Source organism: Mesorhizobium sp. 128a (assembly GCF_053848025.1).
The window spans coordinates 87,573-99,644 of sequence record NZ_JBSPKY010000006.1 but is presented as its reverse complement, the minus strand read 5'-3'; the positions used below and the strand labels follow the sequence as shown (position 1 = coordinate 99,644).

General features: G+C 63.9%; 13 protein-coding genes. 6 read left to right on the top strand and 7 right to left on the bottom strand.

The annotated features are described in order from the left end of the window. The first annotated feature begins 72 nt into the window (after window positions 1-72). The 5 genes from tmk to ACWTU9_RS12795 all read left to right on the top strand — a co-directional run bounded on the left by tmk (window position 73) and on the right by ACWTU9_RS12795 (window position 5,058). The gene (tmk, locus tag ACWTU9_RS12815) at window positions 73-747 is read left to right on the top strand and encodes a dTMP kinase (RefSeq protein WP_455858579.1); all 675 of its coding nucleotides are present in this window, start codon (window positions 73-75) and stop codon (window positions 745-747) included. Then, a complete protein-coding gene (locus ACWTU9_RS12810; RefSeq protein ID WP_455858578.1) occupies window positions 744-1,799 on the top strand; it encodes a DNA polymerase III subunit delta' in 1,056 nt (351 codons plus the stop codon). Before tmk ends, ACWTU9_RS12810 begins: the two co-directional genes overlap by 4 nt. A 92-nt stretch (window positions 1,800-1,891) precedes the next feature. Next, window positions 1,892-3,442 carry a methionine--tRNA ligase gene (metG, locus tag ACWTU9_RS12805; RefSeq protein WP_455858577.1) on the top strand — a complete coding sequence of 517 codons (1,551 nt, stop codon included), beginning with the start codon at window positions 1,892-1,894 and terminating at the stop codon, window positions 3,440-3,442. Next, the gene (locus tag ACWTU9_RS12800) at window positions 3,442-4,236 is read left to right on the top strand and encodes a TatD family hydrolase (RefSeq protein ID WP_455858576.1); all 795 of its coding nucleotides are present in this window, start codon (window positions 3,442-3,444) and stop codon (window positions 4,234-4,236) included. Before metG ends, ACWTU9_RS12800 begins: the two co-directional genes overlap by 1 nt. A 3-nt stretch (window positions 4,237-4,239) precedes the next feature. Next, window positions 4,240-5,058 carry an MBL fold metallo-hydrolase gene (locus ACWTU9_RS12795; protein ID WP_455858575.1) on the top strand — a complete coding sequence of 273 codons (819 nt, stop codon included), beginning with the start codon at window positions 4,240-4,242 and terminating at the stop codon, window positions 5,056-5,058. Window positions 5,059-5,364: 306 nt separating this feature from the next. On the opposite strand, the gene ACWTU9_RS12790 is transcribed toward ACWTU9_RS12795, so the two are convergent. The 5 genes from ACWTU9_RS12790 to ACWTU9_RS12770 form a co-directional block, all read right to left on the bottom strand. Continuing rightward, window positions 5,365-6,132 (bottom strand): DUF2066 domain-containing protein, encoded by a 768-nt coding sequence (locus ACWTU9_RS12790; RefSeq protein ID WP_455858574.1) that lies wholly within the window; start codon window positions 6,130-6,132, stop codon window positions 5,365-5,367. A gap of 125 nt (window positions 6,133-6,257) precedes the next feature. Beyond that, window positions 6,258-7,130, bottom strand: a complete 873-nt coding sequence (locus tag ACWTU9_RS12785; protein ID WP_455858573.1) for an aldose 1-epimerase family protein — start codon at window positions 7,128-7,130, stop codon at window positions 6,258-6,260. Between the two features lie 174 nt (window positions 7,131-7,304). Next, the gene (locus tag ACWTU9_RS12780; protein WP_455858572.1) at window positions 7,305-8,021 is read right to left on the bottom strand and encodes a Bax inhibitor-1/YccA family protein; all 717 of its coding nucleotides are present in this window, start codon (window positions 8,019-8,021) and stop codon (window positions 7,305-7,307) included. A 24-nt stretch (window positions 8,022-8,045) separates the two neighbouring features. Then, complete coding sequence (locus tag ACWTU9_RS12775) at window positions 8,046-8,822, bottom strand: anti-sigma factor family protein (RefSeq protein WP_455858571.1); 777 nt, start codon at window positions 8,820-8,822, stop codon at window positions 8,046-8,048. Further along, window positions 8,819-9,340, bottom strand: coding sequence for a sigma-70 family RNA polymerase sigma factor (locus ACWTU9_RS12770; RefSeq protein ID WP_455858570.1), 522 nt, complete (start codon window positions 9,338-9,340; stop codon window positions 8,819-8,821). The genes ACWTU9_RS12775 and ACWTU9_RS12770 overlap by 4 nt, the downstream gene beginning before the upstream one ends. Before the next feature lie 180 nt (window positions 9,341-9,520). On the opposite strand from ACWTU9_RS12770, the gene ACWTU9_RS12765 reads away from it, so the two are divergent. Further along, on the top strand, window positions 9,521-9,952 hold the full coding sequence (locus tag ACWTU9_RS12765) for a DUF3592 domain-containing protein (protein ID WP_455858569.1): 432 nt from the start codon (window positions 9,521-9,523) through the stop codon (window positions 9,950-9,952). A 20-nt stretch (window positions 9,953-9,972) separates the two neighbouring features. Here the strand turns inward: ACWTU9_RS12765 and phnX are convergent, their stop codons facing one another. Next, window positions 9,973-10,785 (bottom strand): phosphonoacetaldehyde hydrolase, encoded by an 813-nt coding sequence (gene phnX, locus ACWTU9_RS12760; RefSeq protein ID WP_455858568.1) that lies wholly within the window; start codon window positions 10,783-10,785, stop codon window positions 9,973-9,975. After that, the gene (locus ACWTU9_RS12755) at window positions 10,785-11,945 is read right to left on the bottom strand and encodes a TIGR03364 family FAD-dependent oxidoreductase (protein ID WP_455858567.1); all 1,161 of its coding nucleotides are present in this window, start codon (window positions 11,943-11,945) and stop codon (window positions 10,785-10,787) included. The genes phnX and ACWTU9_RS12755 overlap by 1 nt, the downstream gene beginning before the upstream one ends. Window positions 11,946-12,072: the final 127 nt, after the last annotated feature.

The following is a 12,072-nucleotide window of genomic DNA, read 5'->3' as shown; positions in this document are numbered from 1 at the left end:
CGTTAGAATCGTGGACCTTTGACAAGGTCCGGACTATGACGTCAGCGCAAAGCAGGACAAAAGGCCTTTCGGTTGGCGCGCGGATTTTTCATCACCTTCGAAGGCGGCGAGGGCGCCGGCAAGTCGACACAGATCGAGCGGCTGGCCAGGAAGATGCGCGCCAAGAAGTATGATGTTCTCGTCACCCGCGAACCCGGGGGGTCGCCCGGCGCCGAGGCGGTCAGGCATGTCCTGCTTTCCGGCGCCGCCGAGCCGTTCGGGCCGAAGATGGAGGCGGTGCTGTTCGCCGCCGCGCGTTCCGACCATGTCGAGCAGGTCATCCGGCCGGCGGTGGAGCAAGGCTCCGTCGTGCTGTGCGACCGTTTCCTGGATTCCTCGCGCGTCTACCAGGGTGTCACCGGCGGCCTCGACCCGGCTTTCATGGAAGCGCTGGAAGAGGTCGCCATCAACGGCATGATGCCAGACATGACCCTGATCCTCGACATCGACCCCGCCGAAGGCTTGCGGCGCGCTACCGCGCGGCGTGGCGCCAGCGACGGTCCGGACCGCTTCGAAAAGGAGACGCTGGATATCCACCAGCGTCGCCGCGACGCCTTCCTGGCGATCGCAGCCGCCGAGCCGGACCGCTGCATCGTCATCGATGCGTCGGCGCCTCCCGATACGGTGGAGGACGTCGTCACCGCGGCCGTGTTCGCAGCACTTGAGGCGAGGGCGCCCGTGCGCGACAGGCAGGCGGCGCCCGCATGATCTTCGAACGGATCGCCCCCGAGCAGCACGACACGCTGGACGGCGTGCCGGAACCGTCCGAGACGCTGCGCCTGGTCGGCCACGAGCAGGCGGCCGCCATGCTCGCCGCCGCCTATCGCTCGGGAAAACTGCCGCATGCGCTGATCTTTGCCGGACCCGTCGGCATCGGCAAGGCAACGCTTGCCTTCCACCTGGCGCACCATCTGTTGAAGCATCCTGCCTTTGAAAAAGCGCCGGACGTGTTTGCCGTTCCCGATCCGGCCTCACCGCTGTTTCGCCAGATCGCCACAGGGGCGCATCCCGGCGTGCTGCATCTGACCCGGCCGCTGAACGACAAGACCAAAAGCTTCAAGACCGTCGTCACCGTCGATGAGATCCGCAAGGTCAACCGCTTCCTGTCGCTGACCTCGCATGACGGCAGCTACCGGGTGGTGATCGTCGATCCGGCCGACGACATGAACACCAACGCCGCCAATGCCTTGCTGAAAAATCTTGAGGAGCCGCCGACCCGCACGCTGTTCATCCTCATCGTCCATGCGCCGGGCAGCCTGTTGCCGACGATCCGCTCGCGCTGCCAGATGGTGCGGCTGGCGCCGCTCGATGCCGGCAGCCTGATGAGCGTTCTGGAGACTGTCGAGCCGCCGCCGCCAGCCGATCCGGCGGCGCGCGCGGCACTGGCGGAACGGGCAGGGGGCAGCGCCCGCAACGCGATCCTGTTGACCCAATATGGCGGCTTGGAGATTGCCGGGACGCTCGACGCCCTGGTCACATCAGGCAAGAGCGACGTCGCCGGCGCCTATCGCCTTGCCGAGGCAGTCGCCGGCCGCGACCAGGCGATCCAGTTCGACATCTTCAACCGTCGGGCACTCGATCTGCTATCGTCAGGCGCCAGCGAAGCGGCACTGGCCGGTGATCTCCAGCGGGCGAAAACCCTGTCGGACACTTGGCACGAAGCGCTGAACGCTATATCTGAGACGGATACCTACAATCTCGACAAGAAGCAGCACGCCTTGACCATGATCGACCGCCTGAATTCCGCAATGCGAATGTGACCGGATCCGGCCTCGGGTCGGGATGGCAATCGCCGTCTCGATGCGATATCCACCGCCTCACATTCAATTCGGACATTCATGACGGTTCATTCATGTCACGCGACACATTCTACATCACGACACCGATTTTCTATCCGAACGGCAAGCCTCATATCGGCCACGCCTATACCGTTATCGCGACCGACGCGCTGGCTCGCTTCCAGCGTCTCGACGGCAAGGATGTGTTTTTCCTCACCGGTACCGACGAACACGGCCTCAAGATGCAGCAGACAGCCGAGAAGGATGGCATAACGCCTCTGGCGCTGGCCGACCGCAATTCAGCGATCTTCCGTTCGATGACCGAGGCGATGGGCGGCTCGAATGATGACTACATCCGCACGACGGAACCACGCCACTACGCGTCCTGCCAGGCGATCTGGAAGGCGATGGCCGCCAATGGCGACATCTATCTGGACCGCTATAGCGGCTGGTATTCGGTCCGCCAGGAAGCCTATTTCGAAGAGAGCGAAACCACGCTCGGCGACGACGGTGTACGGCGCGAGCCGCTTGGCTCGCCCGTCGAGTGGAACGAGGAGGAAAGTTACTTCTTCCGGCTTTCCGCCTATCAGGACAAATTGCTTGCGCTGTACCAAAACCAGCCCGATTTCATCGGTCCGGCCGAGCGCCGAAATGAGGTGATGAGCTTCGTCAGGTCCGGCCTCAAGGATATCTCGGTCTCGCGCACGACCTTCAATTGGGGCGTGCCGGTGCCCGGCGATGACAAGCACGTGATGTATGTCTGGGTCGATGCCTTGACCAACTACATCACCGCCGCCGGCTATCCCGACACCAAGGCCGAGCAATGGCGCTACTGGCCGGCCACGCACATCATCGGCAAGGACATCGTCCGCTTTCATGCGGTCTATTGGCCGGCTTTCCTGATGTCGGCGGGCGTCGAACTGCCAAAGCGCGTGTTCGCACATGGCTTCCTGTTCAACCGCGGCGAGAAAATGTCGAAGTCGGTCGGCAACGTTGTCGACCCCTTCACCATGGTCGAGCATTACGGCCTCGACCAGGTGCGCTATTTCTTCCTGCGCGAGGTGCCGTTCGGCCAGGACGGCAGCTACAGCCATGACGCGATCGTCAACCGCACCAATGCCGACCTTGCCAACGGCCTCGGCAATCTGGCGCAGCGCTCGCTGTCGATGATCGCCAAGAACGGCGGCGGCGCGGTGCCGCAGCGCGGCGAACTGACCGAGGCCGACAGCGCCATCCTCGACCAGGCAGTGGAAGCGCTTGGGGCGGCGCGCAAGGCGATGGCGGAACAGGGCATCCATCTGGCGCTGGCGGCAATCTTCAGTGTGGTGGCGGAAGCCGATCGCTACTTCGCCTCGCAGGCACCCTGGGCGCTGAAGAAGACCGATCCGGCGCGCATGGAAACGGTGTTGTGGACGACAGCCGAGCTCGTGCGTCGCGTGGCGCTTCTGTGCCAGCCCTACATTCCGGGGTCGGCGGCGAAGCTGCTCGACCTGCTGGCGGTGCCGGCGGACAATCGTGACTTCGCCCATGTCCACGCCGACTATGCACTGGTGCCCGGCACGGCACTGCCCGTGCCGGAAGGGATCTTTCCGCGTTACGTCGAAAAGCCGGAGGCGAGCGCCTGATGCTCGTCGACAGCCATTGCCATCTCGACTTTCCGGATTTCGCCGAGGAGCGGGCGGCCATCGTCGCCCGCGCCAAGGCCGCCGGGATCGGTCGCATGGTGACCATCTCGACACGCGTGAAGCGGTTTCCGCAAGTGCTTGAGATTGCGGAGGCTTTCGACGACGTCTACTGCTCGGTCGGTACCCATCCGCACAATGCCGGCGAAGAGCTCGATGTGACGGCTGAGGAGCTGGTTCGCCTGTCCGCGCATCCAAAGGTGGTGGCGATCGGCGAGGCCGGGCTCGACTATTACTACGACAAGGCGCCGCGCGACGCGCAGGCGCAAGGCTTTCGCACCCACATATCAGCCGCGCGCGAAACCGGCCTGCCATTGGTCATCCATTCGCGCGACGCCGATGACGACATGGCGGCCATCCTCGAGGACGAAACAGGGAAGGGCGCCTTCCCCTTCATCCTGCACTGTTTTTCATCGGGGCGCCGGCTGGCCGAAGTGGGCGTGGCGCTTGGCGGCTATGTCTCCTTCTCCGGCATACTGACCTTCAAGAATTCAGCCGAATTGCGCGCTATCGCCGCCGATGTGCCGCACGACCGGCTGCTGGTCGAGACCGACGCGCCGTATCTGGCGCCGGTGCCGTTTCGCGGCAAGCGCAACGAGCCAGCCTATGTCGCGCATACAGCGCAGGTGCTGGGGGAAACGATCGGCGTCGACGCGGCCACGATTGCCGCCATCACCACGGACAATTTCTTCCGCCTGTTCAAGAAAATGCCCCGCCCAGCTGTGATAAGCGCCTGACGCATGGGCGACCGGCTGCGCCTCACCATCCTCGGCTGCGGCTCGTCGCCCGGCACGCCGCGCATCACCGGCGACTGGGGCAATTGCGACCCGGCCAACCCGAAAAACCGGCGCACGCGCTCCGCAGCGCTCGTCGAGCGGATTGCGGCCGACGGTGCCAGGACCACGGTGGTCATTGACACCGGGCCGGATTTTCGCGAGCAGATGCTGATGGCTGCGGTCCGGCGCATCGACGCCGTCGTCTATACGCATCCGCATGCCGACCACATCCACGGCATCGACGATCTGCGCGGCTACGTGCTCGAACAACGCCATCTGATCGATGTCCATGCCGACCAGCCGACGATGCTTAGGCTGCGCGAAGCGTTCGGCTATTGCTTCGAGACGCCGCTGGGCAGCTCCTATCCGCCGATCGTCAGACCGCACATCATCGATCACGCCAGGCCGGTAACGATTGAAGGCGAGGGCGGAGCCCTCACCCTTGAGCCGCTGCCGCAGATCCACGGCGACATCATTTCGCTTGGTTTCCGCATCGGCGGCCTGGCCTATTGCCCTGATATCAGCGACTTCCCCGACGCCACCGCCGAGCGGCTGCGCGGCCTGGAGATGCTGGTCATCGATGCCTTGCAGTACAACACCCACCCCAGCCATTTGTCGCTCGGCCAGGCGCTTGGCTGGATTGAAAAACTGACCCCGAAACAGGCCGTGCTGACGCATATGCATGTGCCGCTCGACTATGCCACGGTCAAGGCCGAGGTGCCGGCCAGTATCACCCCGGCCTATGATGGCATGGTGATCGAAATCCCTTATGAATCAGCGTGATGTGAACGGCTTTTCATAAGGGCGTTCGGCTCTTTGGTCCGAAGATCAGCAGCGTTCCAATCCGCTCATAGCCCATGCCGGGATAAAGCAGTGCTCCGGCATGCGTCGCCAACAGCATCGAGCACACGGATCGATCTTGCCAAGCCTGTGAAAATCAGCAGCAATTCCCGGCTACCGCTCAACGCATAAGTTCCATAATCTATCTTATGCGACTTTCTGGGCAGGCTGGCGATCACGCGGTTCCACGCCGCAACCGCACGGAGCTTGCGCGCATCGGACTGGCGTCCCCCTTCATCTCTGCCTGGATCAGTGCGGCGTGTCCGGCTGTCCGTTGCCCGACAGGATCTGCAACGTTCCCCGCACAGCATTGCGGAACGCATCATCGAAGCTGACGCCGCGCACCTGCCAGCGATATTCCTTGCCGTGGAAGCCGAGCCGCCAGTCGCCGACCCAACCCAGCGCGTCCTGGCGCCATGCCAAAGTGCCGGAAAGCAGAGCATCGCCGGCCAAGGTGTTGGCTACATCGGCAACGGCGACGTCCTGCGGTTTGGGGAGCTCCAGCGGCAAACCGGTCCGGTGCGCGGCGTCCGCCAACGCGACACGCATATCCGCCTCAAGCTTGTCGCCGCCATCGCGCACCAGCGTGAAGCCGTTCCCCTTCATCGGCTTTACCTCGAGCAACGCGACGATTGCGGGTCGTGGCAACAGCCATGGCTTACGTCCCAGCGATGCCAGCAAGGCATCGATCTTGTCCGGATCGAAATCGGCGGTGATGTATTGCGGCCGGTCGTGAGTGCCCTGCTCGTCATGCGGCGGGCGGTTGTTGAGCAGGTCGCGGTAGCTGATATCAGTGGCATAGTCGGCTGCATGCCGGCTCATCTCCGCAACGCGCGGATCGCCAATCAGCCGCGGGTCGCCGGAAACCTTGACCAGCACTTCTTCAAGGCACGGTGCCAGGCCCCACGCCCGATTCTCGTCACCAGTGCCGCTGGTCACCGATTGCGCACGGTAGAGACTGGCGCGGTCAATGTCAGCGGCCGCGATGGGAAAGGCAACCAGCGCCGACAGCGCCACTGCGGCAAAAGCGATCTTCAAGCCGCCAGGCATCCGCCGACCCCTCCCAACCGTCCGGAAATATTGTTGGACACATATTCTGGTCATTTCAGGGAAATTCAAGCACCTGAAGAGTGCAGCGTCAGTTAGGTGGATGTCAGCTTTACCTGATAGCTCAGCAGACGCTTTTCACCGGGCGCGATCAGCATCGCTCCCGGCTTGTCCGCGAACTCGCCATCGAAATCGACTGGGCTGGCAAAGCCGTGCCAGGGTTCGATGCACAGGAACGGTGCGCCGCCGGGTTTCGACCAGATACCCAGTTCCTTGGAACCCTGCCAAGCTATTTCGATCGCCGGACCGTGCGTGGCGCCATAACGAACGCTCTCACTGGCTGGCCGGTCGAGGATCACGGCGTCCGCGTCGAACAACCGTTCCGACAGCACCAGCGTTCTGCCTTCGATGGGCGTCGGCTGCGGCGCAGCCAGCACCAGGCCGTCCTTCAGCCGACGGATCGGCGCCGGCTCGTCAGCGGCAAAGGTCAACTGGTAATCGGTCTTGGCGAGACCCGGCAGCAACGGCCAGTTGAAGGCCGGATGCGCTCCGATCGATGCAGGCAGCATCTCGTCGCCGGTGTTGGTGATATCGAAGGAAATATCGAGCTGCCGGCGTTCCAGCGTGTAGGTGACCGCCAGGCGAAACGCGAAGGGATAGCGTGCGCGGGTGTCGGCGTCGTCGGTCAACACCAGCGTGCAGGATCGGGTGGTCGTCTCACCCCACACAAACGGCTTGTCTCGAGCAAAGCCGTGCTGCGTCAGCGGATAGGCCTGGCCACGGTGGCGCAGCTGGTCGCCCTTCAGCCGACCGACGATCGGAAACAGCACCGGCGAATGCCGCCGCCAATCCGGTCCGGCCTGCCACAAAAACTCCAGACCCTCGGCGTTGCGCAGAGAGACTAGCTCGGCCCCCTGCCCGACAATGGTCGCCGAAATCCCGTCGCCGTGAAGCGTCACTTGTTCCATGCGTCCTCGCGGAAAGCTGCGTGCGAGCCGCAGGTTAGCAAAAGCCCGCGTGGACTCAAAGGCAGCAAGACACCGCTCATGGAGCCGCGGGAAATGACCCATGGCGAAAACAACAGTGGCCGGAGGGTTTCCCCGGCCACTGGGAGATAGAGATTGTTGCCTGCTACGGTTCGACTATTCGCGCTCGCCGGTGAAATTCAGCAACAGCTGGAAGATGTTGACGAAGTTCAGGTAGAGCGACAGCGCGCCGAAGACGGCGAGCTTCTGCCGCGATTCCGCGTCGAAATTCTCCGCATACTGTTCCTTGATCGTCTGCGTGTCCCAGGCGGTCAGGCCGACAAACACGGCGATACCGATTACCGAGATGGCGAATTGCAGCGCGGTCGAACCGAGGAAGATGTTGACGACGCTGGCAATCACCACGCCGATCAGGCCCATGATCAGGAACGACGAGAACTGGGTCAGGTCGCGCCTGGTCGTGTAGCCGTAGAGGCTGGTGGCACCAAACATGGTGGCGGCGATGAAGAAGGTGCGCGCTATGCTGGTGCCGGTGAAGACCAGGAACACCGAAGCCAGAGACAGGCCCATCACCGCGCAGAAGGCCCAGAACATCGTCTGGGCACTCACCGCCGACATCGTCTGCATCTTGAACGAGAACAACAGAACGAAGCCGAGCGGCGCCAACATCACCACCCATTTCAGCGGGCTGGAGAAGATTGGCACGTAAAGCGCCGGCGTCGAGGCCACAAACATGGCGACGAGGCCGGTCACGACCAGGCCGATACCCATATAGTTGTAGACACGCAGCATGTGGCTGCGCAGGCCCTCGTCATAGACGGCGCCGGCGCGGGCACCAGCGCCCATGCGGTATCCGAGGTCGGGGGTGTTCATGCGGATTCTCCTTTGGGGTCTAAATCAGTAAAGCGTTTTGGCGAGTGTCTCGGCGGCGCGGTCGAGGTCGTGGACATCGCTGCGCGCAACGACCGCGTAAGCGACCTCGCCAATCTGGAAATAGGCCGAGGAAATATCGCCCGAGGGCGCTATTGCCGGCTTGACCACGTCGAACGTTCCCGGCCGGATCGCAAACAGCGAGACCAGCCCCATATCCTTCGTCTCCAGCGCCACTTCGACGCTCGGCCCGAAGCGCGACGGGTAGATCTGCACGTCGCGGATCGTCCAGTCTTTGGGCAGCGACGGCATGACGATGGCGGTCGCGGCGCGAATTTCATCGGCATTGTAGTTCGGCGCCTCGAGCTGCGAGGGCATGGCCTCGCGCATGAGCGTCGTCTTGTGCGCCCGGATCGCTTCTTCGACATAGGCGGGCGGCGGCGGCGAAGCCACCACCCTGGTCACCAGCAGCGGTCCGAAGAGGCCGTTCGCCAGCCAGCCGGCGGCGACAAAGACGGCGACCGCGGCCGCCCGCTGCAACACGGCGAAGACACGGCGACTGGCCAGCCCCCTGCCCAGCCGGCGTGCGACTTCAGTCGTGGCCGGCCGCGCCATTCCGGTGGACGCAGCCAGCGCCAGGCGCAGCTCGTCGCGCGTCCTCAAGTCGGACATCACCCGCGCCGCGGCTTCCGGACGCGCCGACAGAAACGCTTCGACCTCAATGCGGCGCGCGACATCCAGCTGGTCGTCGACATAGGCGTCGAGATCGGCATCCGTCACCGGGTCCCGCAACAGATCGGTCATGACGGGTCTCCTACGATCCGCAGATGGTTTTTGGCCGGAGAAGAGGCTGCACTTTCCATCGAGCGCAGCGCGGCACGCGCCCTGCCGATGCGCGACATCAGTGTTCCCAGCGGCACCCCGCTGGCGTCGGCAGCCTCCTGGTAGGAAAGGCCCTCTATGGCGACCAGATGCAGCGCCGAACGCTGCTCTTCCGGCAGGCTGAAAAAGGCTTCGCGCACCTGAGCCAGACGCACGGAATGCTCCTGCGGCGGCGGGGTGCTGGCGTCAGTGAGATAGCCGGCCTGTTCGACACGCGCCGCTTCCGAACGGCGTGAGCGCATTTTGTCGATGAAAGCGTTGTGGACGATCGACAGCAGCCATGCCCGAAGATTGCCGCCGGACCGGAACGTGCCGCGCCGCTCATAGGCGCGCACCAGCGCATCGTGCACCAGATCCTCGGCATCGGTGCTGTCGCGCGTCAGCGAGCGAGCGTAGCGCCGCAACGAACCCAATTGTCCAACTATATCGAAGCGTGGCATCGACCGTTTCATGCCCTGTTTACGGAGCATGTGGGGATTCTAATCCCTCGCACGCCAAACTTTCTGCGGCGTGCGCATCCATGCCGTCAGAAGTGCACTTCGCAACCGCCCATCTCCCGCGCGGCAGATGTTTGCTTCATGCTGATGGCTTAGCCTTTCCGTCTTTCCAAGGAGCAAAAGATGGTCGGCGGTGATCGGGTGACGGGTGCCGCGGCGCTGCCGATCGTCGGCAGAGTGTTCATGTTTCTTGGCATTGTCGGACTGATCGTCTCCGGGGTGCTAGCCATCGTCGAGATGTATGGCCCTCGCACCGCTTCGGCGACAGGCAAGATTGTCGCCGCCGAATACAATCCCCTCATCGAGTTCTCGACAGCCGACGGCACCGTCATCCGCTTTAACAATGCCGTCCACAGCTCGTTCTGGGGCGATGGCGACAGCGTCCCAGTCGCCTACGATCCAACCAATCCGCAAAATGCCTCCGTCGACAGCTTCGCCGGACGCTGGTTCCTTGCCGGGTTGGCGGGCATGCTGGGCGGTTTCTTCCTGCTGATTGGCATCGTGCTCACCGTGCTTGGAAGGGCGCTTATGCGGCGGGTCATCACGACACACTGACCGCCTCGGAATGGCCCTGCTCAGGGCCGCTCGCCGCGCCGCAGCCTTCCCTCGATCATCGCAATGACCGGCAACAGATCGGCAACGCCGTTGACGACATAGTGCGCGCCGGCAGCGCTGAGCTTGGCCGTTGCCTCGGCGCGCTTGGTGCGAAACAGGTCCGGCGCCAGTGCCTGCGTTTCGGCCAGCGAGTGGCCGAAGACATTGCCGGTGACCGACACCCCGACCGTCCAGGCGCCGGCATTGATGCCTTCTAAAATGCCGACCTCGGTGTCGTCGACCTTGACGCTGAGCCATGGCGGGTAGACGCCGAGCTCGGTCAGCGCCTTCCACAGCATGAACGGCGTCGGCCTGCCATCCGGCGTGTCGCCGCTGCAGACCAGGCAATCCGGCGCAAAACCATGCGCTGCCGCACCCGGCAGGATTTCGGCCATGATGTCGCGCGTGTAGCCGGTGGTCGAGCCGATCTTGAGGCCGTGCGCGCGCAACGTGGCGACCACGTCGGCAACGCCGGGAATGACATCGGAAAAGCGAGCGGCCACAGCCCGGTTCTTCGGCACGAAGACATCGTAGACGGCGTCGATATCGGCTTCGGCCGGTGCGTGCCCATGCTGTCTGGCCCAGGCGGTCGAGATTCTCGGCAGCGCCATCAGCGCGGCAATGTGCGGGCGCTTGGCCATGCCCATCGGTCCGCGCGCCTCTTCGATGCTGATGGCAACGCCGAATTCCTGGAACGCTTCGACGAAGACGCCCATCGGCGCCAGCGAGCCGTGATCGACAACAGTGCCGGCCCAATCGAAAACGACGGCGCGAAGCAGGTGCTGGGGGGGCATCAGGCGATCTTTCTGGCGGCTGCCGTAGTTGAACCGAAGAGTTCGTCGATCACCTCTTCGGCGATGGCGAACGAGGTCGAGGCGCCGGTGCCGCTGGTGATCATCACCATGCGCACATTCTCCTGCGGCGCGTCGGCGAACATCGTGCGGTCGGCCGCCGAGGCATAGATGCCGGTCCAGCGTTCCAGCACGCGCGGCGGCGGACGGCCAAAGACGGCGCTGAATTCCTCCAAGATGATTTCGTCGACCCGCTCCGAGGCGAACGGGTCGGGCGTCGCCGCGTAATGGTGCGAATCGCCGACCACCAGCGTCCCGTCGGCGCTCTGCACCACGATCAGATGCACGCCATTGTCCAGCGCATGGCGTTGATCGCTCTCAAGCCGACGCCGCAAGGCCACAGCTTCCGGCAAGGCCGCGTAGCCGGCGTAACGGGCAAGCCCGAGATCCGACATCACCGGGGCCGGAAGCCGGAAGCCGGGATCGGCAAGGCGCATCATCTGCAGTTTGCAGCGCTTCACGCCGTAAAGCGCGATGCGTTCGGGATAGAGCGTTGCCAAATCGTCGCCGGGGCAGACAACCACCTTGTCCGCGCGAACTGTGCCGCGGCTGGTCTCGATGGCAGGCGGGTCGATCCCGCGCACCGCCGTTTCGCGCCGGAATTCGACGCCGTGCCGCTCGGCGAGGAAAGCAGCAAGGCGCGGAATTGCCTCACGCGATTCCACGCGCACCTCGTGCGGGCTCCAAAGGGCGCCGGCGAAATCCTGCCCGGCAAGCTGCGGATACTTGCGGCGCAGGTCGTCCGGTTCGAGCAGCAAACATCCCTCGCCCATCTCGGTCCGCAGGAATGCCTCGACCACGCTGCGGGCTTCGGAGCGACGCGCGACAACGACCGTGCCGTGCTGGATGACGTCGATACCGGCCGGCCCGGCCACTTCCAGCCAGATGTCGCGGGAGCGCATGGCACGTCGCCACACCTGGCCGCGTTCCTGGCCACTCACCGTGACAAAGCCGAAATTGCGCACCGAGGCGCCGTTGGCCTGCGCGTCGCGGTCGACGACGACGACGGAAAGGCCACGGCGGACGGCTGCGAGCGCATGCGCAAGGCCGACAATGCCGGCGCCGACAATGGCGAGGTCGAACTTGTCTTGCTGGCTCATCATTGTCCTTTCGCCACCGCTCTTGTCGTATCCCGGCAAACCTATTCAAACTACGCCGATGTGACAGGAACGTGTAGGCTGGGCTTCGGCCTCGATAATGGTCCTGGCAGGGCTTTCCGTCTGGCGCACA